Consider the following 23,323-nt stretch of genomic DNA (forward strand, 5'->3'; position numbering starts at 1 on the left):
TCGGCGGCTGATCCGGCCCGACGTGAAGAACCCGTCCCGGACCTCCGGGGCGGGTTTTCTATTGAGGAGAGGAAGCTCAGGCGTCGGCCCGGACGATCTGCTCAAGTTCAAGAATGTTGCCTTCTGGATCGCGCGCATAGGCAATGAGAAATGGCTTCGCCGCCGTTCCAAAGTCTACGATTTCACCGACCTGCGTTCCGCCTGCTGCGATGATCTCCGACAGACCCGCGCTGATATCTCCCATCTGAAAGGAGATATGCCCGAAGCCAGGTTCATTCACCCTGGGCCGCTTCCGGTCATGCGTGACTTTGTGCTCATGTATCTCCAGGAATGGGGCGTCGCAATCAGGGAATTTCAGCCAGATCGAGTATATCTCTGAATTCGGAAGGCCGTTCCCTCGTGATACTTTCTCGCCCGACAACACCTTGGGTTCACGAAGGTGCTCGCATTTGAAGACATTCACATAGAAGGCCGCGAGCGCTTCTGCGTTACGGGCGACCAAGTTGATGTGAGCAAGTTTCATAATGTTGACGGCCTTCGTGATGGGCAGACCATAGCGACTGATGGAATTGCCGCTTGAGGGCTCTCCCGCAATAGAGTCTTGACCGGATTGGTATCCGCCAGCCAGCGCGGCGACGGCGACTGCCGCGCTGCCTCAGCGAAGGATCGATGCTCAAGTGACAATTGCCGGCATCATCCAAACTATGGAGACAGGCGCTCGGTCTTCGCCTGGATGTTCGGCGCTGCGGCGATGGCCGCTCTCCTAAGCGTAGGCGACCCAACCGCGGAACGCGAAGCCGGCATAGAAGAGGCTGACATCGCTGAACCCGGCATCGCGCAGAAGCCGCTCGTCCTCCTCGGGAGCGAGGATAGGCAGGCGCGCGGCGATCATCGACCGGGCCTTCTGCGCCTGCGATGCCTCGATGCCGGACGCCGTCGCAAAGGCGGCATAACGCGACAGCCAGAGATCGCGATCGCCCTGGGGGAAGCTGAAATGCGCGACGGCGAAGGGGGCGCCAGGTTTCAGGCGCCGCCGCACCTCTCCAAGCGTGCGCAGGCGCTCCTCCCTCTCGACGAAGTGCAAGGTCAGGATGCACGCCGCGGCATCGAATGGCCCCTCGGGCGCGATGTCGATGAGCCCATGATGCAAATCTGTGCGGGCGACGAGAGGGCCGAGGGTCAGCCGTGCGAGATCCAGCATCTCGGCGGACGGATCGACCCCGTCGAAGCGCCAGCCGGGCTGCGCCTCGGCAAATGCCTTGATTTCCAGGCCGCCACCAGCGCCGAGGACCAGCACCCGCGCATCATCCGGGGCCCGCTCCGCAAGCAGGAGCATGACCATGCGTTGCAGATCGGCAAAGCCGGGCACCAGACGCTGCGGACCCTCTGCATAGCGGGCGACGGCCTGCGGATCGGAGAATGCATCCATGCTCGAACAGTCTCGCCCGCGAAATGCCTCTCGCGAGATGTCGCGAGGGCGGGCAGCGTGCCTACTGGCTCAATCTCTGAGGAACCGCAGTCAAGCTTTTGAGAAACCCGCCGAACCGCAGCAGGCCATCCGGCCACGGACCATGCCCGGACTCGCTGTTGAGATGGCCGCTGTCCCCGGCATCGACGAACTCCGAACCCCAGGCTTTCGCCAGTTCCCGCGCCTCATCCTGCGTGCAGTAAGGGTCGGTCGCACTGGAGATCAGCACCGAGGGAAACGGCAGCCTCTCGCGGCGGTGCTCGATGAAGTCCGGCCCCATGCCGGGGATCGCGCGCTTGGCCGCCTCGGAAGCCGGGGCGACGAGAAACGCGCCGGCGACCTCGCCCGGATGCAGGTGTTCCGCCGCATGGGCGACGGCACTCACGCCGGCCGAATGGGCGACGAGCACGACCGGCCGCGTCGCGCTGCGCACCGCCTGCACGATGCGCCCGGCCCAGACATGGCGAGACGGCTTGTACCAGTCGTCCTGAACAACGCGGCGCGCCGTCTGGAGCCGGGACTCCCAACGGCTTTGCCAATGATCCGGGCCAGAGCCCGACCAGCCGGGGATGATGAGGATATCGACGTCGGAGGATTTCATCAGCCGTAGATAGCCCTGCCGTCGCCGAAGTCCAGACCGTCAGTTATTCCCCGAACACCCGGCGGAAGATCGTGTCGACATGCTTGAAGTGATAGCCCTCGTCGAACATCGCCTGCAGTTCGGAAGCCGAGAGCTTCTCCGCCACGTCCTTGTCGGCGAGCAGATTGGTCAGGAAGTCCTCGCCATGCTCCCAGGTGCGCATCGCGTTGCGCTGGACCATGGAATAGGCGTCCTCGCGGCTCGCGCCCGCCTGCGTCAGCGCCAGCAGCACGCGCTGGGAATTGTGCAAGCCCCCGAGGCGGTCGAGATTCCGGCGCATGTTCTGCGGATAGATCAGCAGCTTGTCGACGACGCCCGTCAGCCGCGCCAGCGCGAAATCGAGCGTCACCGTCGCATCCGGGCCGATCATGCGCTCGACCGAGGAGTGCGAGATATCCCGCTCATGCCAGAGCGCAACATTCTCCAGCGCAGGCGTGACCATGCCGCGCACGAGGCGGGCAAGGCCGGTCAGGTTCTCGGTGAGGACGGGGTTGCGCTTGTGCGGCATCGCCGAGGATCCCTTCTGGCCCGGCGAAAAATACTCCTCCGCCTCATAGACCTCGGTGCGCTGCAGATGGCGGATCTCGGTGGCCAGCCGCTCGATGCAGGAAGCGACGACGCCGAGCGTCGCGAAATACATCGCGTGCCGGTCACGCGGGATCACCTGAGTCGAGACCGGCTCGACGGTGAGCCCCATCTTTTCGGCCACATAGGCTTCGACCTGCGGGTTGATATTGGCGAAGGTGCCGACCGCGCCCGAGATGGCGCAGGTCGCGATCTCGGCCCGTGCAGCGATCAGACGAGCCTTGCATCGATCGAACTCGGCATAGGCCTGCGCGAGCTTGAGCCCGAAGGTCACAGGCTCGGCATGGATGCCGTGCGAGCGGCCGATCGTCGGGGTGAGCTTGTGCTCGAACGCACGGCGCCTGATCGCGGCGAGCAGTGCATCGACATCGGCAATCAGGATATCGGTGGCTCGCGCAAGCTGAACCGAAAGCGTGGTGTCGAGAATGTCCGACGAGGTCATGCCCTGATGGACGAAGCGCGCCTCCGGTCCAACGATCTCGGCCAGATGGGTGAGGAAGGCGATGACGTCGTGCTTGGTGACGCGCTCGATCTCGTCGATGCGCGCGACATCGAAGACGGCGTCCTTGGCCTTGGCCCAGATCGTCGCCGCGGCCTCCTTCGGCACCACGCCGAGCTCGGCGAGCTTATCGGTGGCGTGCGCCTCGATCTCGAACCAGATGCGGAAGCGGGTCTGCGGCTCCCAGATGGCGACCATCTCGGGGCGGGAATAGCGCGGGATCATGCTCGTTTCAGCCTCTGCACCGCCGTCATGCTCGCCCTTGTGGCGAGCATCCACGACTTGAACACCACCCTCGATCTGCCAAGACGTGGATGGTCGGGACAAGCCCGACCATGACGGTCGGCGCCGAAAACGGCAATAATCTCAAACCCAGTCGCCGCGCGCGGCTTCTGCCGCCTTGCGGATCGCTTGGATATTCCCGGCATAGGCCGAAGGCCCGCCCTTGAACACGGCCGAGCCGGCGACCAGCGCGTTCGCGCCGGCCTTCACGACCAGCGGCGCGGTCTCCGGCGTCACGCCGCCGTCGATCTCCAGCGCAATCGGGCGGTCGCCGATCAGCGCCTTCACCTGCGCAACTTTCTCGACCACCGAGCGGATGAAGCTCTGCCCGCCGAAGCCGGGATTGACCGTCATCAGCAGGATGAGGTCGACGTCCGCGATCAGTGCCTCGATTGCGCTCGCCGGTGTACCGGGATTGAGCACGATGCCGGCCTGCTTCCCTTGAGCCTTGATCGCCTGCAGCGTGCGGTGCGGGTGCGGTCCGGCTTCGACATGGAAGGAGATCAGATCGGCGCCGGCCTTGGCGAAGGCTTCGACATAGGGGTCGACGGGCGCGATCATCAGATGCACGTCGAAGAACTTCTTGGTGTGCGGGCGGATCGCCTTCAGCACATCGGGGCCGAAGGTGATGTTCGGCACGAAATGCCCGTCCATCACGTCGCAATGGATCCAGTCGGCACCGGCCGCATCGACCGCGCGCACCTCCTCGCCCAGCTTGGCGAAATCGGCCGAGAGGATGGAGGGGGCGATACGGATGGGGTGCGTCATGGCTGGCGGTTTAACGCCATGCCCCTGCCGCCGCAATCATGCCGAGCGCAGTTTCACCGGAAAGGACAGCCTTCTGTCGGCTTCCACGATCTCCGCCGCCACCTTCGCGAAGGCCGGGCGCAGCTTCAACCGGGCGAACCAACCGGCCAGCGCCTCGAAACCGTCGAGCGGCGGCCCGCCGAGCCGGCGGGCGAAGAGCACGCTCATGAACAGCGCGATATCGGCCAGCGAAAGCCGGCCGCCGAAGAACTCGCGCCCCGCCAGCTTCTGCTCCAGCACCTCGTAATGGCGCACCAGCGCCTCCTCGGCGATCAGTGCATCGGCCTCCTGCGCGATGCGCCGGTCGCGGTCGGGCGAAGGCGGGCTCGTCCGGTTCATCAGCGGCCTCAGCGCCTGCAGCATGATCTCGTCGGCATAGAGCTCGTCGAGCCGGCAGCGCGCTCGCTCGACCGGGCTGTCGGGCATCAGCTTCGGCTCGGGATAGGCCTCGTCGAGATATTCGTTGATCACTGTGGAGTCGTAGAGCACAAGCCCGCAATCGCTGAGGACCGGCACCTGCTCTTTCGGGTTGAGCGCGACCACCTCGGGATGCTTGGGATCGTAGCCGGTCGTCTGGTTGAACGGCACCATGATACGCTGAAAGGCGAGGCCCTTTTCTTCCAGCGCGATCTCGACCTTGTGCGAGAACAGGCTTAGCGGCCCGGAATAGAGTGTGATCATGGCGCGGTTCTCCTGCGGCGGTGAAAACCTCGCAGGACGGCGCGTCATCACCCGTCAGCAGCCTGACTGGGCTCCTTGCGCCGGATTCGCGCCGCGATGCCGCCCAGCAGCCACGGCAAGAGGTAGATCGGGAACTGCGCCAGCGCGAAGAACAGGAAGGTCGTCGGCGAGACGCCGGCGCCCAGCGCCGCCACGAGCAACCCCATATTCCGCTGGCCCGTGCCGTAGCCGATCATGAAGCGCTCCGATGCGGGCAGCTTCCGCAACACGAGCCAGCTCGAGAGCAGCCCCGCTGCGGAGACCGCGAAGACGCAGGCCAGGACGAACAGGACGAGCCGGGGATTGCCGAGCGCGGCCCGCGTCACACCATCCATCGCCGCGATGGCGAAGATGAAATACATCAGCACGCCGCAGCCATCGAGATTGGCCTTCATCGCCTTGATCCGCTTGGTGCCGAGCCACGCGCGCAGCGCGAAAGCGACCGCCATGCCGCCGCCGATGAAAATCAGCAGCCGCAGCATCAGCACCCCGCGGTCGAGCGGCACCGCCGCCCCCGCCAGCAACTCGACCAGCAACGGCGCGATGAGCGGACTTAGAATGGTGGTGACGATGACACTGGCGATGATCAGCGACGGCTCGAAGCCGTAGAGGATCGCCACCGCCGGCGAGGACATGATCGGCGGCGCCGACCCCATGATCGCGAGCCCGAGCACGATCCCCGGATCGAGGTTCTCGCGCCCGACGAGCAGCAGCGCCCCGCCGATCAGCAGCACCGGGCCGGTGATCAGCCACAGGCAGGAGGCCGCAAGCTTGGCCGGCCGGCGCAGCAGCCGGGCGGTGACTCCCAGATCCACCCGCATGAATACGACGGTCGTGAAGCAGAAGATGGTGATGGGCAGCACCGGACGCGCCGCGGCGGAAAACTGCGGGAGCGCGAGACCGAGAAAAATGGACAGCGCGAAGCCTTGCGTGCCGTAGCGCCCGAGCCATGCGAGCGCGGCGGCGAGAAGGGCGACTGGACGCATCGGCATAGCTCTGGAATCGTTCGCGAAACGGCCCCACACTGGCCCATCGCGCCCGGGGCGTCACCTGCACGCCGAGCGGAGCGGTCCTGCGCCGGCATAAAGTTGCGCCCATACGCCTCGAATGCTGCCTTGACGGGACACTTTCACAAGGAAGACGCAGAACTTGCGAAAGATACCGCGATCCGACGCAAAATCCGGTCGCGCCGCTGACAAGCCGGTGCAAACCGGTATTTTGCGGAAAAAGGGGTTGGCAGGAGTAGGTTCATGAAGGTGGATACGATCGTTCTTGGCGCCGGCATCGTCGGCATTTCGGTCGCGCTTCACCTGCAGAAGGCCGGCCGTTCCACGCTGCTCGTCGACCGGCGCGGGCCGGGCGAGGAGACGAGCTACGGAAATGCCGGCCTGATCCAGCGCGAGGGCGTCTACCCCTACGGCTTCCCGCATGATTTCGGCGCGCTCTTCCGCTACGCGATGAACAACACCATCGACGCGTCCTACCATTGGAGCGCGATCCCGAAGCTCGCGCCCTTCCTGCTCTCCTACTGGATGCATTCGCGCGCCTCCCACCACGAGGCGATCGCCCACAAATACGCGAAGCTGATCGAGCACTGCGTCACCGAGCACGACGCTCTGGCGCAGGAAGCCGGCGCCACGGAGCTTCTGCGCCGCAAGGGCTGGATGAAGGTGTTCCGCACCGAGAGGGAGCGCGAGGAGCGCCTCGCCGAGGCCGCCCGCTGGAAGCGTGAATTCGGCGTGAACTACCGCGCCCTCGACATGGCCGCCCTCAGGGCCGAGGAGCCGCATCTCGACCATGCCAGCCTGATCGGCGGCCTGCACTGGACCGATCCGGTCACCGTCATCGATCCGCTGGGCCTGTCCAAGGCCTATGTCGCGCTCTTCGAGAAGCTCGGCGGCAAGCTCGCCATCGGCGATGCCGCGACGCTCGCGCAGAGCGGCGCCGGGTGGAGCGTCACCCTCGCCGACGGCACCAAGGCCGAAGCGAAGGACGTCGTCGTCGCTCTCGGCCCCTGGGCCGACGTGCTGACCAAGCAGCTCGGCTACCGGCTGCCGCTCGCGGTCAAGCGCGGCTACCACATGCATTACAAGCCGCAGGGCAATGCCGTGCTCAACCACCCGGTGCTCGACACCGAGCGAGGCTATTTCCTCGCGCCGATGCTGCAAGGCATCCGCCTGACCACCGGCGCCGAGTTCGCCGATCGCGACGCACCCAAGACCCCGGTGCAACTTGCACGGGCCGAGCCGATCGCCAAGGCGCTCTTCCCGCTCGGCGAGCGTGTCGATCCCGAGCCCTGGCTTGGCCGCCGGCCGTGCACACCGGACATGATGCCGATCATCGGCCCGGCGCCGAAGCACAAGGGTCTGTGGTTCTCCTTCGGCCACGCCCATCACGGCCTGACGCTCGCCGCCGTAACCGGCCGCATGGTCGCTGAGATGGTGAGTGGCCAGAAGGTCTTCGTCGATCCGTCGCCCTTCGCGCCGTCGCGCTTCGCCTAAGCAGCGCCGTCATTCTCGGGCCGCGCCTGCGCGGACCCGAGAATCGCCAGCCGATAGAGGCGCCCTGTCGGCATGAGATGCTCGGGTCGAGCCCGAGCATGACGCGGGAAGACGGTCAGCCCTGCGCCAAGCCCCCTCGCCTGCCAGTCCGCGCCCTGCCACGATCCGGCTCCCGATTCTCACCGAGACCTCGCCATGGCCCTCGCCAAACCGCCCGTCCAGGACAATGCCTACGCCGCCGCGCTCGCCCTGCTCGACCGTGTGCCACTGATCGACGGCCATAACGACCTGCCCTACGTCATCCGCAAGGACCGCAACGCGAAGGGCGATGTCGCCGCCTACGGCCTCGACAAGGTCCACGCGGAAGGCGACACCGATATCCCGCGCATGCAGGCCGGCAAGATGGCGGCGCAGTTCTTCGCGGCCTATGTCCCGCCGAAGCAGGCCAATCCCGCCGGTTTCGCGCTCGCCCAGATCGCGCTGATGCGCGACATCCTCAAGCGCCACGCGAGCTCCTTCCGCCCCGGCCTCTCCGCGGCGGATGTCGAGGCCGCCAAGGCCGAGGGGCGCATCGCCCTGTTCATGACGATCGAGAACGGCTCTGCCGTCGACGGCGAACTCGACGCGCTCGACGCCTACTACGATCTCGGCGTGCGCTTGATGACGCTCTGCCACAACGACACCACCGACTGGTGCGATTCCGCTACCGACGCCCCGCGCCACAATGGCCTCACCGCCTTCGGCAAGGACGTGCTGCGCCGAATGAACAAGCTGGGCATGGTGATCGACCTCGCCCATGTCGCGCCGAAGGTGATGCATGACGCGCTCGACGTCTCAAGCGCGCCGCTGGTCTGGTCGCATTCCAACGCCTTCACGCTCTGCGACCACCCGCGCAACGTTCCCGACGACGTGCTCGACCGTGTCGCCGGCAATGGCGGCGTCGTGATGGCGACCTTCGTGCCGGATTTCATCAGCCAGGCCTCGCGCGACTGGCACCGCCCGGCCAAGGACCAGTACGGCAAGACGCCMGAGAGCATGGACTATGCAAAGGTCGAGGCCGAGATCGTCGCCAAGTCAGGCCCGCGCCCGACCGCGACGCTGCCGGAGTATTGCGACCATGTCGAATACCTCGCCAAGCGCATCGGCCATGATCACATCGGCATCGGCTCGGACTTCTTCGGCTGGGTCAATCCGGACGGGTTGGAGGACACCACGACCTTCCCGTCGGTGATCGCCGAGCTGATCCGCCGCGGCTGGTCGGAGGAAAACCTCGCCAAGCTCGCCGGCGGCAACATGCTGCGCGTGCTCCGCGCGGTGGAAGCGGCGGCGGGCTGAACGCTCCCGATGGCGTCATGGTCGGGCTTGTCCCGACCATCCACGTCTCTCCTTGTCTGGCGTGGGATCAGGACGTGGATGCTCGCCACAAGGGCGAGCATGACGTATGAGCTTGCCCATCGCGCTCAGCCAGTCGAAGTGCGATGCCAGCCTCATCGCAAAGACAAGACCTGATTTCCCATGACCGGTTCCGGCACCGACCGCACCCGCCCGGCCGTCCAGGCCCCTGCCCCCATCGTCATCCTGGTCGAGCCGCAGCTCGCCGAGAATATCGGCATGTGCGCCCGTGCCATGGCGAATTTCGGCCTCTCCGAGATGCGCCTCGTCGCGCCGCGCGACGGCTGGCCGGGCGGTGGCGGCCTCAAGAAGGGCGCGACGGCGGCGGCCTCCGGCGCGACGCATATCCTCGAGAATGCCCGGCTGTTCGGCAGCGCGGCCGAGGCGATCGCCGACCTCAACCATGTGCTGGCGACGACGGCCCGTGAGCGCGGCCAGATGAAGCGCGTGCTCACCCCGGCCGAGGCGATGCCGGAGGTCGCGGGCCGCATCGGCGGCGGCGAACGCGTCGGCATCCTGTTCGGGCGCGAGCGCATCGGCCTGACCAACGAGGAAATCAGCCTCGCCGACGCGATCCTGACCTTCCCAGTCAATCCAGCCTTCGCCTCGCTGAATCTTGCCCAAGCCGTGCTGCTCAACGGCTATGAATGGTTCAAGGCGACCAATGGCGAGCCGCCTTTCCGCGAGAATAATCCCTCTCCGCCGGCCAAGCGCGAGATGATCCTGTCGATGTTCGACTATCTCGAAGCCGAGCTCGACCTCTGCGGCTTCTTTCCCGCCGGCAAGAAGCCGGTCATGACCGCTAACCTCCGCGACATCCTGCACCGGCTCGACATGACCGAGCAGGAGGCCCGCACGCTGCGCGGTGTCTTCAAGTCGCTGGTCGAGGGACCGAAGAAGGCTCGCCTGCTCGCACGGCAGGCCGAAACTTCGGAAGACTGATCGACAAAACGCACCGTCATTCCGGACGGAGCGAAGCGCAGACCCGGAATCCACCGCAGAGCGCCACGCCTTTCGATGGCTTCCGGATCGGCGCCGCTCTCGCGGCTTGTCCGGAATGAAGGCGCGCTCTTCTCAAGAAAAAAGCCGGCCCCGAAGGGCCGGCTCGTCTGGTCGGGGGGTCTCGAAACACCCGGTCAGAATTGATACTTCAACGTCGCCTTCACGGTGCGGCCCGGCTCGGTATAGTAATCGCGAGCCTGCGCCAGTACCCCGGTGGGAACGTTAACCGCATCCCAGTACTTGCGATCAAAGATATTATAGACGCCGATCTGCAATTCAAGGTCTGCGATCTGCGGCATCGGTCGCCACCAGGCCGAAGCATTGAAGATTGCATAACCCGGCGCCCGGAAGCCCTGGTTGGCGCCCGTCGTCGCCGCGACATCGTCGCGCTTGCCGGCGAGCTTGGTCGAAACCTCCGCGCCCCAGCTGTCCGTGCCATACGCAATGGCGAGGATGCCCTGCACCGGCGGGATCGAGTTCAGGTAGGTATTGTCGGTCTGGTTCACGCCACGGGTGTAGGCGAAGGAGCCGCGGACCAGCCAGTTCTGAGCGAAGGCATATCGGCCGTTGATCTCCACGCCCTGGATCTCGGCACGCGGAATGTTGCGGAAGCCGACGATCCCGCCCTGCGGATAGAGCGCGTTCGGAGGAGCGATCTGCTCCTGCTCGATGAAGTTGTGATACTTCGTATAGAAGTAAGTGATCGAGCCGCCGAGCTGTTTGTCGCCGAAGCGCAGGCCGACATCGATGCCGTTGCCTTCTTCAGGGCGCAGGTCGGGATTGCCGACGCGCAGATAGGTCCCCGGCCCGCCGAAGCGGCCATAGAGCTCGTTCGCCGTCGGGGCGCGGAAGGTCTTGGCCCACTGCGCGAAGAAGGTGACGTCCTTCACCCAGGGCGCGTTCTTCAGGATGTCGTATTCGAGGCGCACCCGCGGCGACCAACCGGTATCGCTGGAGGACGCCGGCAGCCCCGTGGGGCGGGAACCGCCCAGCGTGTAGGCCGGCGTGTTCTGCGGCTTCTCCTCATACCAGTCGAAGCGCGCACCCGGCGTCAGGCGCAGGCGATTGTCGAGCATGCCGATCTCGTCATGCAGGTAAATGCCGACGAGCTTGCCATCGACCTTCGGCTGGTCGGCCTGGTTGGTGTGCAGATTGTTGCAGGTCGTGAACGGCGCGGCGAAGAGGCCGGAAGCCGGCCGCGCCGGGCAGTTGTCGATACCCGAGGAGAACTGCTCCAGCGTCGACATGCGCAGCTCAGTACCGGCCAGCACGCGATGCGAGAACGCGCCGGTCTGGAAATTCTTGATGACGTGGCCGTTGAAGCCGTAGGCGTTCTCTTCGTTCTCGTTGTCGCGCGCATAGGGGCCGACGATGCTGGTGTAGCGCCAGGCGTTGACGAGATCGTTGCGCTTCAGGCGCTGCCAATAAGCGACGGCATGGGCCTCATCGAAGAACGAGCCCGGCATGTTGTAGTCGTAGCTCAGCGAGACGCGATTGCGCTCGACATCCTCGCCGGTCTCGTAGGAACCGGGGCGGAAATTGCCGGTCAGCGAAACAGCGTTCGTGCGGGTCTGGACGCGGTCGGCGCGCTTGAACATCTCACCGGTCAGACCAAAGCGATGCGCCTCGCCGACCTGCTGATAGATCTTGCCGAGGAAGTTGTACTGGTTGAAGTCGGTCGGGTTGGGCGCCGTGCGCGCCGCCCCGATGGTCTTGTCGTCGCCCCGGTTGTCGGTCTCGTGCCCGTTACGGAAGCCGCCCTGCAGCAACACGGAGGTATTGCCCATGCGCGCTGCCGCAGCGGCGCTGCCGAACCAGGCGCGGTCGGTGCTGTCATAGCCGGTCTTGGCGAGCGCGCCGTAGGAGCGGCCATTGCGCAGCAGGTCTTCCGGATCGAGCGTGCGCACCGCGAGCGCGCCGCCGAGCGCGCCGCCGCCGAGCGTGCTGGCGCCGCTGCCGCCGCGCAGCAGGTCGAGCGTCGACAGTGAATCGAAATCGAAGGCGTTCTGGGCGCCGCGATTGACGCGGGTATCGATGAGGAAGGGCTGGCGGATGCCATCGATGGTCGTCAGCACGCGCGCGCCATCGAGGCCGCGGATATTGAGCGAGTTGGTCTGGCGGTTGAGCGTGATGCCCGCCTCGACCCGGTTCGACAGGTCCGTCAGGCTCTGGATCTGCTCGCGGTCGAGTTCCTGGCGCGTCACGCGCGTCGTCGTCGGCCCGCTCACCAGCGCGCCGCCTGGCGCACCCTCCCCCTGCACATTGATCTGATCCAGCACAACCGGCGCCTCGCCGACGGAGCTCGGTGCAGGCGCCGCCTGCTGGTTCCGCTGTTGCGCTTCAGCAGTCGAAACAAAAAGCACCAATGCCAGGCTTCCAAGCGCAACACTGCCGCGAAGCCGGCCGGAAAGATTCCCCATCGCCCGTATCCCGTCCTTGCCGCTCGGCCCTTCGGCCTTGAGCGGCAATTTAAAATGAGTAAAAAGAAGGCCTTATACGCTAATGCAAGGCGACAGGATCGATATTGATTGAGTCGTATACTGTCAATTGTCGGAAAACATTCGCATAAACAATAGATTCATTCCAAAAGAGAACTATTCTAATGTAGAATTACACGCGATAGATTTGTGGCCACGCCTCGCTCCCGATGTCGTGATCGTCAAAGCCGCGTCTTCCGCGCTTCCGGCCATTGCAACGTCGCAGACAGCGCGCATTGTCGTGTCATGAATCTCCGTCATGCCAGAGTGACCCGCCGCAGGCTGCTGACTGGGGGCAGCGCCATGGTCACTGCTTTCGCCGTCGCCGGCCGCAGCTCTGCCGCGACCGATGCCGATGTTGTCGTCGTCGGCGCGGGAGCGGCAGGCATTGCCGCGGCTCAGGCGCTGCGCGCCGCAGGTCGCAAGCCCATCGTGCTGGAGGCCCGCGGACGCGTCGGCGGACGCGCCTTTACCGATGCCTCTCTCGGCGCGGCATACGACGCGGGCGCAATGTTCATCCATTGGGCGGAGCGCAACCCTTGGGTCCAGATTGCCCGCGATCTCGGTGTCGAGACCGCATCGGAACCCCGGGGTGGCGGTTTCCGGGTCTTTACCGACGGCCACCCCATGGCTGACGCCGATCGCCGCCGCCGGCGCGATGCCTTCAACCAGATCGACCGGCGGCTCGAGACGGTAGATCTCGCCGGGCGCGACATGTCGATCGCAGAATTGCTCGGCGATCTCGGCCCGAACAGCGCCCCCATCGCGGCGTCGGGCCTGCTGCTCTCGATCGGCGAGGAATCAAGCCGGATTTCGGCGCGCGACTATCAGCGTCTCTGGGCCGGCGACGATCTCGTTGTCCCCTCGGGCTATGGCAATCTCGTCACGCGCTCCGCCGCGGGCCTCGATATTCGCCTCAATCAGGCGGTCGAAGCGATCCGCTGGGACGGACCGGCCGTGACGGTCACCACGCCTTCGGGCGACATCCGCGCCAATGCCTGCATTCTCACCGTGCCGGTCGGCGTGCTCAAGTCGGGCGCCATCCGCTTTGCCCCGGACCTTCCGGCAGCCACCCGCGACTCCCTCGGCGGGCTGCACATGGGGGCGCTGACCAAGATCGCGCTCAAGGTCGAAGGCGATCGCTTCGGCCTCACGCCTGGCGCGAGCCTGCTCGAGACCGGCGCACCCGAGCGCATGATGAATTTCGACATGTACCCGGACGGCAAGGACATCGTCATCGGCTATTGCGGCGGCGATTATGCGCGCAAGCTCTCCGAGGCCGGCCCGGAAGAAGCGCGCGCCCATGTCGTCGACCTCCTGGCGAAGATGGTCGGCGCCGACTTCCGCAAGACGGTCAAGGCCGCTTCCTTCCCGGCCTGGTGGACCGACCCGTTTGCGCGCGGCTCCTATTCCGTCTGCGATCCCGGCCATGAGAAGGCCCGGGAAGCCCTCGCCCAGCCGATCGGCGGGCGCCTCCTCATTGCCGGAGAGGCGACTGCGGGCGGCGGCGCGATGACCGTGGGCGGGGCCACGCTCGCCGGCCGGGCAGCAGCCGCAGCACTGGCGCGGCTAAAGGCCTGACGCCATCTCGGGCTGGAGCACAAGCTCCCAGTTCTGCCCGACCAGGTCCTGGCCAAAAAAATGGTGCCGCTCTTCCGCAACCAGGCGGAAGCCCGCCGCGACATAGATCGCGCGGGCGGCATGGAGAATGTCGTTGGTCCAGAGCGCCATGCGCCGGTAACCCGCCCTGCGGGCGAAGTCGACGGCATCGCGCACCAGCGCTTTGCCGAGTCCCAGCCCCTGCGCGCGCTTCTCGACCAGCACGAGCCTGAGCTTCGCGGTCTCTTCGTCCTCTTCGACGACAAAGGATGAACCGGCCGGCGTCCCCTCCAATTCAGCGATGAAGCAGCGCTCGCGATCGGGCTTGAATTCGCGCAGGAATTTGGCGGCAATCTCGGCGACCAGCGCCTCGAAACTCTGATCCCAGCCATATTCCTCGGCATAGAGCCGTCCATGGGCAGCAATCACCCAGCCGATATCGCCGGGCTGGTGCTCGCGGATAGTGGGACGGGGACAGGCTTGCCGCTCCCCCGAGAGAAGGCGCTGCGTCGTGGCGAGCGCGTCAACCAGTTCCGCCTGCTCGGAAAGAGGAAGTCGCGACAGGATCGACCGCGCCTGCGCGTCTGACGCGCCGTCGAGCGCGGCGAAGGCGGCCCTGCCCTCATCGGTCAATTGCAGGCGCCATGCCCGCCCGTCGACCGAAGACCGGCTGCGGTTGAGCCACCCGCGCGTCGCGAAGCGCTGCAGGATGCGCGACAGATAGGCCGGATCGAGGTCGAGCGCCTTGGCCAGCTCCGCCGCCTGCCAATCGTCGCGCTGCGCCAGTTCGTGGAGCACCTGCGCCTCCGCTGGCGACAGCCCGGAGCCATGCAGGCTGCCGCCGAGCGCCCCGGCCCAGCGGGTATGAAAGCGATTGAACCGCCGGATCGCAGCGACGGCTTCGGTCTCAATGGCATCCATGGCTCCACTCCGCCGCGACACCAATTCAACTAGTAGACAGAATCAACTAATTTCGAGACAGGCTGACGATACGACGTTGACCATCCTTTAACCGGTCTCTGGCGAAGTCGGGTTTTGATGTCTCACGGCGCTGACATGCAGGTCGATCTTCTCGCCGGAACGGGATACCGCCCCCTCGCGATCCCGCGCCCCCAACCCACCATCCTTGTCTTCGATTCCGGGCTCGGCGGCCTTACCGTGCTCTCGCGCACGACGCAGGCCTGCCCGGGCGCCCATATCGTCTACGCCGCCGACGATGCCGGTTTTCCCTATGGCCGGCTCGCGGAGGACGCGCTCGTCGCCCGCATCCTCGCCGTGATGGAGCGGCTGATCGCGCGCTGTCATCCCGACCTCGTGGTAATCGCCTGCAATACGGCCTCGACGCTGGTCCTGCCGACGCTTCGGGCGCGCTTTGCCATCCCCTTCGTCGGCACCGTGCCCGCGATCAAGCCGGCAGCAACCGCGACCAGAAGCGGGATGATCTCCGTGCTCGCCACCCCCGGTACGGTCGCGCGCGTCTACACCCGCGAGCTGATCGAGACCTATGCCGGCGCCTGCGACGTCACGCTCATCGGCGCGACGCGGCTCGCGGGCCTGGCCGAGCAGGCGCTGAAGGGCGAACCCGTCGATGACGAGGCGCTGCTGGCCGAGATCGCGCCCTGCTTCGTCGAGGCGAACGGCCGACGCACCGACGTGGTCACGCTCTCCTGCACGCATTACCCGCTTCTGCTGGAGCGGATGAAGCGGCTCGCGCCCTGGCCCGTGGAATGGATCGATCCCGCTCCGGCGATCGCGCGCCGCGTTGTCGAGTTGCTCGGCCCGGTGGGCGACGTCCCCTGCCCGAACGCCACCGCCATCTTCACTTCCGGCGCAGGGCTGAGCGGTCCCTTGCGGATCGCACTCGCCGGCTACGGCCTCGCGCATGTGGCGATCGAGCCCATGCCGCTGGCGAGCTGACAGGAACTCTGATTCCCTCCTCGCGTTCCTTGTGATGGCGACCATGGCAAGGAAGGCATGCGCATGAGAAAATTGCTGCTTCTGTCGGTGCTTGCACTCGGCTTCGCCTTCATCGGTTTCGGAGCGACCTCCGAAGCGCAGGCGAAGCCTTACGGCTGGCACGGGGGCCACGCACATCATGCCTATCATCGCCATGGTCCGCGCCGGCACCATGGCTGGCACCGCGGCCATCACTATGGCTGGTACAACCACCACCGACATCACCACCACTATTATCGCCGCTATCGCTACTAGCGCTGAGCGGTGGTTTCCGCCGGAGCGGAATTGACTCGAAGCCGGCTTTAGGTCATAGGCCTCTCGTCACGCGGCTCCTCACGGGGCCGCGTGACTTTTTCCGCACCCGTGATCCGCTTTCCTTCGGAAGCCGGATCTGTCGCCCCGGTGCATCGGCCCGAAAAGTGGTTCCCGCTTTTCGGGCAAACCGATGCAAAGAAAATGGCAGCTTACCAACGTGGCATCCGCAGGATGCCCGGCAAGCTGCCAGGGAGCAGGAGGGCGCGGTCCTCAAACTCGCGAACCATAGAGGACACGCGACATGTCGAAGCGCCATGAGGCGAAGTACAAGATTGACCGCCGTCTCGGTCAGAACATCTGGGGCCGCCCGAAGTCCCCGGTCAACCGCCGCGAATACGGCCCCGGCCAGCACGGCCAGCGCCGCAAGGGCAAGCCGTCCGACTTCGGCACCCAGCTGCGCGCCAAGCAGAAGCTGAAGGGCTACTACGGCTCGATCTCCGAGAAGCAGTTCCGCCGCTATTACGCCGAGGCCATCCGCCTGAAGGGCGACTCGGGCGAGAACCTGGTCGGCCTGCTCGAGCGCCGTCTCGACGCGGTGATCTACCGCGCCAAGTTCGTGCCGACCGTCTTTGCGGCCCGTCAGTTCGTCAACCACGGCCACGTCACCGTGAACGGCAAGCGCGTCAACATCGCTTCCTATCAGGTCAAGCCGGGCGACGTCGTCGCGATCAAGGAGAGCTCGCGCCAGCTCGCGATCGTCATCGAGTCGGCCACCCTCGCCGAGCGTGACGTTCCCGATTACATCGACGCCGACCACAGCAAGTCGACCGCCACGTTCGCCCGCACCCCGACGCTGTCGGACGTGCCCTACGCGGTGCAGATGGAACCGAACCTGGTTATCGAGTTCTACTCGCGCTAAGCCGTTCGGCACGGGTAGAATATCCGTTTATGTTCAATGCTTTGGGGGAGGGCAAGATTTTGCCCTCCCCCAAAATGTTTTTACCTCCCTTCGGGTGGCGGCATATTCGGCCGGCTCCCTCAAGGCACCCTCAGAGACGCCCGGCAGAATTCCGCAGGCCGCCCGCTCTCCTGGTAGAAACCAGCCTTCATGTGCTCATGGCCAACGCTGCGAGGCGCTTTATCGCTGTCCAACTGTGCTGTGTAAGCCGAGCCGCCACGTTTGGCGCGTCAAGCGGCGCGATCCGGCGCCCTCTCGGAGGGCATGCCATCCCGGATGACACTTTTGATCTGGTCACGTAGCTCGGGCGTATCCTGATGCCTGTGCACCGCGACGGCATGCTGCACCGCCGCTTCCAGCAGTTCGTTTTCAGTATCGGCACTGATCGCGATTGAGCACTTCATCTCACTCGGAAATGCCCGGCAGTCGATGAACTTGCGACCCATGGCATCCTCCCTTGGGAAACAGCAAACCCTCCGCTGCATCAGCTGAAGGCTGCGCAACTCACCATACGCTTCTGCCGCGGCCGCCGCAAAAAGATACAGCGGCAAGCGAGCCCCTCCGATCCAAGGGCAGCCGCCCGTCCTTGAGCACTCGGCGCCGCTTTCCTAAGATTCACCGATGCCAATGAAGACGACGACCGCGCATTTCGCCGGTAATCCCGATGCCCGGGCCCGCAGATGCCTGCGCGGCCGCGCCCTCGGATGGCTCGCCCTGTTGGGCTTGCTGGCAACGCTATCGACGGCGCAGGCCGAGGTGCGGTTCGGACGCAACGTCCGCGTCGGAGGCCATGATTTCTCGAACCAGAGCTTCGACCGCAAGCGCCGCGCGGCCGTCCATCTCTATGATCGGACGCCGAGCAACTCCGGCTGCGTCTGGCGTTCGGATGGACGGGGCGGAAGAGTGAAGACCTGTCACCTGCGCCGGATCAGGTGAACCGCGACCGAGCAGCAGCGGCGGGCATCTCCTAGAGATGCGAACCGACCTCGTCACGGAAGAAGTAGCAGCCCAGCCCGATGCAGCCGATCAGGATCGACAGCGCGTAGGGCCCGAAAAGGCACACGACAAAAACGGAGCCGATAAAGGCCCGCATAGCCCATGCTAACCACATCTGCTTCATGGCTAACCTCTCGCATTGCCTTTCCTGACAAAACGTAAACGGCAAGCCGTGAATCCACTCTGAACGGATATGGTAAATCACGAAATCCCTATTCAGATCCGTACGTTAGCGAGTTCGGCAAAATCGGGGCGAAGCCGATGAATTCCGTTCTCAGTGTCGCCATAATGCCGTAGCGTCATCGTTGCCCTCGCTACCGCGGAGAGATTCGCCATGACCAAAACCTTGTTGATTGCCCTCGCGCTGTCCTGCTCCGCGAGCCTGGCCTATGCCCAAAGCTGCAATATCCAGGCTTCGGACAAGAAGTTGGCTGGCGCTGCCAAAACCAGCTTCCTGACCAAATGCGAGAAGGACGCCACCTCGACCTGCGACAAGCAGGCGGCCGACAAGAAGCTGGCCGGCGCCGCCAAGACGAGCTTCACCAAGAAATGCGTGACCGACGCCGTCGGCGGCTGAGCGCCGGAGCAAAGTCGGCAGCATCGCGATACGGCCGCTCGTAATTACAGGTCCGGTCAATCGGCGGTGCTGCTCTCCCAGGTCGCATGGCTCACAGCCGGCAGGCGCGCCAGCCTGTCGACGACCTGATCGAGTTCTTTCCGGTCGACCGCCGTGCTGATCAGCTTGGCAACGATCTCGACTGCGTCCTCGCCACGCTCGACCGTCGTAATGTCGCTGACCGGATATTGCGCCGCTTCGAGATAGTCGACGAGTGTCTCGCGCACCTCGGCGAGCGCCTGGGTCCTTGCGGTGACAACGACTTCGTAGGTCGCCTCGAGCGTCCGCTCGTTGAGCGGGATGCGGTTGATCGCGTTGACGAGCGGCCGCAGCAGCGTATTGCCGAGGATGACGAAGGCCGCGACGAGCACCGCCTCGGCGATCATATCCGCGCCGGCACAGGCCCCCACGGCAGCAGAGCCCCAGAGCGTCGCCGCCGTGTTGAGGCCGCGAACGTTCGTGCCCTCCTTCATGATCACGCCGGCGCCCAGGAAGCCGATGCCCGAGACGACATAGGCGATCACGCGGATGGCGCCGGGCGCTCCCTCGATGCGCATGCCGAGATCGACGAAGGCCGCAGCCCCGAGCGCGACGAGGACGGTCGTGCGCAATCCCGCAGTGCGCTGCCGATACTGGCGTTCGGCGCCGATCAGTATGCCCAGCGCGAAAGCGGCCGTCAGGCTGACGACCGTGTCCAGGAAAGGTGCGAGTTCGAAGGTCTGGATGAAGCGCATGGCCGCTGGCTCGCGTGGCTGGCGGCGGTGCTTCGCATGAAGGTACGCCTCCGGCAAGCCGGAGGCGCCATGTCGTCAGGATTCAGTGCTAGGCAGGAATTGGCGGCTGTAACCCTGGCTCACTCGTCGTCGTCGTACCCACCACGATCGCGCCGGTCTTCCCGGTCGCGCCAGCGGCGCGGCCCGCGATCGTCCTCGTTCTGCTGCCAGCCGCCGCGCCCGGCCCGCATCTCGCGGAAACGCTCACGCCCTTCCGCCACTGCCTCGCGCACCGAGCGGCGCAGCACGGTCTTCTGCTCGTCGCTGAGCGTGACCCAGAGCGGGCGAACCGTGTCCGCCAGTTCCTTGGAACGCACCGCCCGCTCATTCTGCCGCGTGGCCGCTGCATCCAGGCGCTCCATCAGATCGGCATGGCGCAGCTTTTCGCGCTCCTCGCGCATCCCCGCCATTTGCTGGACACGCTGCTCGCTCCGTCGCTTGACGAGCGCCTCGACCTTGTCGAACAGCGGGACCTGCTCGGGCTTGAGCTTGAGATCGGCGCGCACCTTCGCCAGCCGCTCGTCAAGCCGCGCCTTGGCGCGCTCGGCGCGCTGCTCGCGCCAATCCTGCCGGCGCTGGTCGCGGCTGTCGGTACGCTCCTGCTTCTGATCGCCACCTGCCGGTGGAACCGGCTGCGGCTGCGCGAATGCGAGGGTGCCGGCGAGCATCGCAATCGACGAAGCGGCGATGAGGGCGATGGGTTTCATGGGAATCTCCCTTGAGGCAGTCCGGTCGGTGTGTCGCGCAGCGGGTCTCGAAGCCGATTGGCGATGAGGTCAGCCTGCCTCCTGATGTCTGACCCGGCAATGGCCTCAAGATGAAAAGATCGTAATGTGGCGACAACGCGCGCGACGCGATTCGGTTCGCCATCGGACGTTCCATGCAAAACCTCATCACTGACGTCCGCGGCCTCCATGTCGGCCATGCCGATGACGTCGCGGCAGCGACCGGCGTGACGGCAGTCGTCTTCGAGCGCCCGACGGTCGCCTCCGTCGCCGTGCTCGGCGGCGCGCCCGGCACCCGGGAGACGGCGCTGCTCATCCCGGAGATGACGGTCGAGCATATCGACGCGATCGTGCTTTCCGGCGGCTCCGCCTGGGGGCTCGGTGCGGCCGACGGCGTGATGCGCTGGCTGGCGGGAGAAGGGCGCGGGTTCCAGGTCGGCGCCTTCCGCGTCCCGATCGTCCCGCAGGCCATCCTCTTCGACCTCACCAATGGCGGCGAGAAGCCCTGGGCGCGTGGAGACGGCGACACGCCCTATGGCGAACTGGGCGCGAAGGCCGCCGCTGGCGCATCGACCTCTTTCGCGCTGGGTACTGCCGGAGCCGGCTTCGGCGCGACGACGGCCAACCTCAAGGGCGGCATCGGCTCGGCGAGCGCCCGTGCCGCGACCGGGCAAATCGTGGGCGCCCTCGTCGCGGTCAACGCCGTCGGCACCGCAACGATCGGCGACGGCCCGCATTTCTGGGCCGCGCCCTATGAGCGTGAAGGCGAGTTCGGCGGGCTCGGCTGGCCGGCGACGATCGCCCCGGCGGACCTGGCCCTGCGCTTCAAGGGAGGCACCGGCCAGAACACGACGATCGCGCTCGTGGCGACCGATGCGGTGCTGACCAAGGCCCAGGCGCGGCGGCTTGCGCTCGCAGCTCATGACGGGCTTGCCCGCGCCCTGCGACCGGCCCACGCCCCGCTCGACGGTGACGTCGTCTTTGCCGCAGCGACGGGCCATAGCGGAGCGCCGTCCGACGCTTTCGCTCTCACCGAACTTTGCGCCACCGCAGCCGATGTCCTGGCCCGTGCCGTCGCCCGCGGGGTATATGCCGCAACGGCACTGCCCTTCCCCGAAGCCAGACCGGCCTGGAGAGACCGTTTCGGCAGCTGAGCGGCGACGCAACCACCGCGGGCACACCGCTTCCGAACCCAGCCGATTTACCAAATCGCAAGCCTGCTCCTGCAACCTGAGCGATAGGTTCAGCCTGCAAGGCCGGAAGGCTAGGGGGGCAGGATGCGGGAGATCGGCTTTGGCCTGGTCTGCGGTATTGCCGCAGCGTTAGGTGCCTTCCTGATCGCGGCGTGGCCGGTGCAAGGCCGCCCCGTCGCGGCCTTTTTCCCGGCCGGCAGTTCGGCGCACGACATGGCCGCCGCCATTGCCACTGCCGGCGGCAGCCTGATCCGGATCGACACGACACCCGCCGTCACCGTCACGCTTGGCGAGAACGACCGCTTTATTGGAGCGCTCTATCAGGCCGGAGCCTGGCTGGTGATCGATGCTGGCCTCGCCCGACTCTGCGTAGGCTCTGCCGAATGGAGCAGTCGATGAACGACGTCGCCCGGTTTCGCGCACATTTCGCCCGCCTGCTCCTCCTCCTCCTGTGGATCAATGCGACCCTTTTGGCGCTCGCCCCGCTCACCGAGCCTCTGATCAGCCGGCGATCTCTTGTTTTGGCGGGGGCGGCGCTGGCCGCGCTCGGCACGCTGGCGTGGCGCGTCTATGGCACGGGCTGGCCCACCCGGCAGATCACCAGCATCGCGACACTTTGCCAGGTCATGCTGCTGGTCTACGCCTTTGCCGGGCACCCCTACCAATCCGACATGCACATGTACTTCTTCGCCATGCTGGCCGTGCTCGCCGGCTGGCTCGACTGGCGCGTCTTCGTCCCGGCCACCATCGCTATCGCGGCTCATCATCTCCTCCTCAGCCTTCTGCAGCCGACAGGCGTCTTTCTGAACGGCAACGATATCGGCCGTGTGCTGCTCCACGGCCTGATCGTCGTCGTGCAGTCCGCAGCACTCAGCTGGCTCGTCTGGTCCTTGCGACAATCCCTCGAAATCTCGGAAACCGAACGCCGGCAGGCCGACGCCGCGCGCGAGGTCGCCGACGAGGCCCGCCGCGACGTCGCCGAGACCACGGCCCGGGCGGCGAACGAAAAGCAGCGGATCCTGCACAGCGTCGCGAATGACTTCGAGCACGCCGTCGCCCGCATCGCGCGCGACGTGATCGCGTCCGTGCAGTCTCTTCGCACCGCCGCGCAGCAGATGAAGAACGGCGCGCTTGAGGTATTGCAGCGCTCGACCGCAGCCTCGCAATCTTCGCGCCAGACCTCGTCCAACGTTGTGGCGGTGACGCAGGTCACCTCCGAGCTGGCACAGTCCTTCGCGGAGGTGGACCGGCAAGTAACGGAAACAGCACGCATCGTCGGCGCCGCCACCCTGCAGGCCGGCAACGTCCTGCACACTGTCGGCGACCTCTCGCGCAAGGCCGACGAGATCCGCAACATCGCCGGCGTGATCTCGACGATCGCCAAGCACACCAACCTGCTGGCGCTGAATGCCTCTATCGAGGCGGCGCGGCTCGGGCGCTCCGGCGGCGGCTTCACCATCGTGGCGCAGGAGATCAAGTCCCTTGCGAACCAGACCTGGCGCGCGACGGAGGAAATCCAGGGCCAGATCGAGGCGATCCATCGTTCCGGCTACGAGGCCATCGCAGCGATCGACGCAATGAACGCAACCATTGGCTCGCTGAACCAGATCTCCGGCACGGTCGCGGTCGTCGTCGAACAGCAGAACGTGGCGACGGCCGGCATCGCCGACAACATTCGTCAGGCTGCCGATGAAACGATCGCCGCCGCCGGCCACATCGATATCGTCAGCCGCGTCGCGGCCGAGACCGACGAGGCCGCCAGCCACATTGCCCAGTCCGCCGATCAGCTCTCGCTCCAATCTTCACATCTCGATGCCGAGGTCGCGCAGTTCCTCGGGCGCGTCCGAGCTGCCTGAAGACCGGTTTCATGCCTGGCGCG

General features: G+C 65.8%; 25 protein-coding genes. 12 read left to right on the forward strand and 13 right to left on the reverse strand.

Features of this window, described 5'->3' with window-relative positions; genetic code table 11:
* Positions 1-76: 76 nt before the first annotated feature.
* The 7 genes from AC1DIN_RS00805 to AC1DIN_RS00835 form a co-directional block, all read right to left on the reverse strand.
* Positions 77-523, reverse strand: coding sequence for a VOC family protein (locus tag AC1DIN_RS00805; RefSeq protein WP_476808335.1), 447 nt, complete (start codon positions 521-523; stop codon positions 77-79).
* A 240-nt stretch (positions 524-763) separates the two neighbouring features.
* Positions 764-1,429: a class I SAM-dependent methyltransferase gene (locus AC1DIN_RS00810; protein ID WP_476808336.1), complete on the reverse strand. Its 666-nt coding sequence runs from the start codon at positions 1,427-1,429 to the stop codon at positions 764-766.
* Positions 1,430-1,490: 61 nt separating this feature from the next.
* Positions 1,491-2,069 carry an RBBP9/YdeN family alpha/beta hydrolase gene (locus AC1DIN_RS00815; protein ID WP_441471650.1) on the reverse strand — a complete coding sequence of 193 codons (579 nt, stop codon included), beginning with the start codon at positions 2,067-2,069 and terminating at the stop codon, positions 1,491-1,493.
* A gap of 43 nt (positions 2,070-2,112) precedes the next feature.
* Positions 2,113-3,417, reverse strand: a complete 1,305-nt coding sequence (gene purB, locus AC1DIN_RS00820; RefSeq protein ID WP_441471804.1) for an adenylosuccinate lyase — start codon at positions 3,415-3,417, stop codon at positions 2,113-2,115.
* Positions 3,418-3,558: 141 nt separating this feature from the next.
* Complete coding sequence (rpe, locus tag AC1DIN_RS00825; protein ID WP_476808337.1) at positions 3,559-4,242, reverse strand: ribulose-phosphate 3-epimerase; 684 nt, start codon at positions 4,240-4,242, stop codon at positions 3,559-3,561.
* A gap of 36 nt (positions 4,243-4,278) precedes the next feature.
* Complete coding sequence (locus tag AC1DIN_RS00830) at positions 4,279-4,962, reverse strand: glutathione S-transferase family protein (protein WP_476808338.1); 684 nt, start codon at positions 4,960-4,962, stop codon at positions 4,279-4,281.
* 47 nt (positions 4,963-5,009) lie between these two features.
* A complete protein-coding gene (locus tag AC1DIN_RS00835) occupies positions 5,010-5,987 on the reverse strand; it encodes a hypothetical protein (RefSeq protein ID WP_476808339.1) in 978 nt (325 codons plus the stop codon).
* A 264-nt stretch (positions 5,988-6,251) separates the two neighbouring features.
* Between AC1DIN_RS00835 and AC1DIN_RS00840 the strand changes: the two genes are divergently transcribed.
* The 3 genes from AC1DIN_RS00840 (at position 6,252) to AC1DIN_RS00850 (ending at position 9,836) form a co-directional block, all read left to right on the forward strand.
* Entirely contained in the window at positions 6,252-7,502 is a 1,251-nt protein-coding gene (locus AC1DIN_RS00840) for an NAD(P)/FAD-dependent oxidoreductase (protein ID WP_476808340.1), read from the forward strand.
* Between the two features lie 195 nt (positions 7,503-7,697).
* Positions 7,698-8,837: a dipeptidase gene (locus AC1DIN_RS00845; protein WP_476808341.1), complete on the forward strand. Its 1,140-nt coding sequence runs from the start codon at positions 7,698-7,700 to the stop codon at positions 8,835-8,837.
* Positions 8,838-9,017: 180 nt separating this feature from the next.
* Positions 9,018-9,836, forward strand: a complete 819-nt coding sequence (locus AC1DIN_RS00850) for an RNA methyltransferase (protein WP_476808342.1) — start codon at positions 9,018-9,020, stop codon at positions 9,834-9,836.
* Between the two features lie 194 nt (positions 9,837-10,030).
* On the opposite strand, the gene AC1DIN_RS00855 is transcribed toward AC1DIN_RS00850, so the two are convergent.
* Positions 10,031-12,175, reverse strand: a complete 2,145-nt coding sequence (locus AC1DIN_RS00855) for a TonB-dependent hemoglobin/transferrin/lactoferrin family receptor (protein ID WP_476808343.1) — start codon at positions 12,173-12,175, stop codon at positions 10,031-10,033.
* 501 nt (positions 12,176-12,676) lie between these two features.
* Here AC1DIN_RS00855 and AC1DIN_RS00860 point away from each other — a divergent pair.
* The gene (locus tag AC1DIN_RS00860; protein WP_476808344.1) at positions 12,677-13,954 is read left to right on the forward strand and encodes a flavin monoamine oxidase family protein; all 1,278 of its coding nucleotides are present in this window, start codon (positions 12,677-12,679) and stop codon (positions 13,952-13,954) included.
* On the opposite strand, the gene AC1DIN_RS00865 is transcribed toward AC1DIN_RS00860, so the two are convergent.
* Positions 13,943-14,893, reverse strand: coding sequence for a bifunctional helix-turn-helix transcriptional regulator/GNAT family N-acetyltransferase (locus AC1DIN_RS00865; protein WP_476808345.1), 951 nt, complete (start codon positions 14,891-14,893; stop codon positions 13,943-13,945). The genes AC1DIN_RS00860 and AC1DIN_RS00865 overlap by 12 nt on opposite strands.
* Positions 14,894-15,028: 135 nt before the next feature.
* On the opposite strand from AC1DIN_RS00865, the gene murI reads away from it, so the two are divergent.
* The 3 genes from murI to rpsD all read left to right on the forward strand — a co-directional run bounded on the left by murI (position 15,029) and on the right by rpsD (position 17,102).
* Positions 15,029-15,889, forward strand: coding sequence for a glutamate racemase (gene murI / locus AC1DIN_RS00870; RefSeq protein WP_476808710.1), 861 nt, complete (start codon positions 15,029-15,031; stop codon positions 15,887-15,889).
* A gap of 63 nt (positions 15,890-15,952) precedes the next feature.
* Complete coding sequence (locus AC1DIN_RS00875; RefSeq protein ID WP_476808346.1) at positions 15,953-16,183, forward strand: hypothetical protein; 231 nt, start codon at positions 15,953-15,955, stop codon at positions 16,181-16,183.
* Positions 16,184-16,484: 301 nt separating this feature from the next.
* Positions 16,485-17,102: a 30S ribosomal protein S4 gene (rpsD, locus tag AC1DIN_RS00880; protein WP_441471639.1), complete on the forward strand. Its 618-nt coding sequence runs from the start codon at positions 16,485-16,487 to the stop codon at positions 17,100-17,102.
* A gap of 269 nt (positions 17,103-17,371) precedes the next feature.
* Here the strand turns inward: rpsD and AC1DIN_RS00885 are convergent, their stop codons facing one another.
* Positions 17,372-17,692, reverse strand: coding sequence for a DUF1059 domain-containing protein (locus AC1DIN_RS00885; protein WP_476808347.1), 321 nt, complete (start codon positions 17,690-17,692; stop codon positions 17,372-17,374).
* 70 nt (positions 17,693-17,762) lie between these two features.
* On the opposite strand from AC1DIN_RS00885, the gene AC1DIN_RS00890 reads away from it, so the two are divergent.
* Entirely contained in the window at positions 17,763-18,077 is a 315-nt protein-coding gene (locus AC1DIN_RS00890; protein ID WP_476808348.1) for a hypothetical protein, read from the forward strand.
* A gap of 31 nt (positions 18,078-18,108) precedes the next feature.
* On the opposite strand, the gene AC1DIN_RS00895 is transcribed toward AC1DIN_RS00890, so the two are convergent.
* Positions 18,109-18,261, reverse strand: a complete 153-nt coding sequence (locus AC1DIN_RS00895; protein ID WP_441471636.1) for a hypothetical protein — start codon at positions 18,259-18,261, stop codon at positions 18,109-18,111.
* 210 nt (positions 18,262-18,471) lie between these two features.
* On the opposite strand from AC1DIN_RS00895, the gene AC1DIN_RS00900 reads away from it, so the two are divergent.
* Positions 18,472-18,714, forward strand: coding sequence for a hypothetical protein (locus tag AC1DIN_RS00900; protein WP_441471635.1), 243 nt, complete (start codon positions 18,472-18,474; stop codon positions 18,712-18,714).
* 56 nt (positions 18,715-18,770) lie between these two features.
* On the opposite strand, the gene AC1DIN_RS00905 is transcribed toward AC1DIN_RS00900, so the two are convergent.
* Together AC1DIN_RS00905 and AC1DIN_RS00910 are read right to left on the reverse strand one after the other, a co-directional pair.
* Positions 18,771-19,487, reverse strand: coding sequence for an MgtC/SapB family protein (locus tag AC1DIN_RS00905; RefSeq protein WP_476808349.1), 717 nt, complete (start codon positions 19,485-19,487; stop codon positions 18,771-18,773).
* A gap of 119 nt (positions 19,488-19,606) precedes the next feature.
* The gene (locus tag AC1DIN_RS00910) at positions 19,607-20,233 is read right to left on the reverse strand and encodes a Spy/CpxP family protein refolding chaperone (RefSeq protein ID WP_441471633.1); all 627 of its coding nucleotides are present in this window, start codon (positions 20,231-20,233) and stop codon (positions 19,607-19,609) included.
* Positions 20,234-20,406: 173 nt separating this feature from the next.
* Between AC1DIN_RS00910 and AC1DIN_RS00915 the strand changes: the two genes are divergently transcribed.
* The 3 genes from AC1DIN_RS00915 (at position 20,407) to AC1DIN_RS00925 (ending at position 23,300) form a co-directional block, all read left to right on the forward strand.
* Positions 20,407-21,405, forward strand: coding sequence for a P1 family peptidase (locus AC1DIN_RS00915; RefSeq protein ID WP_441471632.1), 999 nt, complete (start codon positions 20,407-20,409; stop codon positions 21,403-21,405).
* Between the two features lie 123 nt (positions 21,406-21,528).
* Positions 21,529-21,843, forward strand: coding sequence for a hypothetical protein (locus AC1DIN_RS00920; RefSeq protein ID WP_441471631.1), 315 nt, complete (start codon positions 21,529-21,531; stop codon positions 21,841-21,843).
* Positions 21,840-23,300, forward strand: coding sequence for a methyl-accepting chemotaxis protein (locus AC1DIN_RS00925; protein ID WP_476808350.1), 1,461 nt, complete (start codon positions 21,840-21,842; stop codon positions 23,298-23,300). The genes AC1DIN_RS00920 and AC1DIN_RS00925 overlap by 4 nt, the downstream gene beginning before the upstream one ends.
* The last annotated feature ends 23 nt before the right edge of the window (positions 23,301-23,323 follow it).

The organism is Allobosea sp. 05T438, from assembly GCF_056396025.1.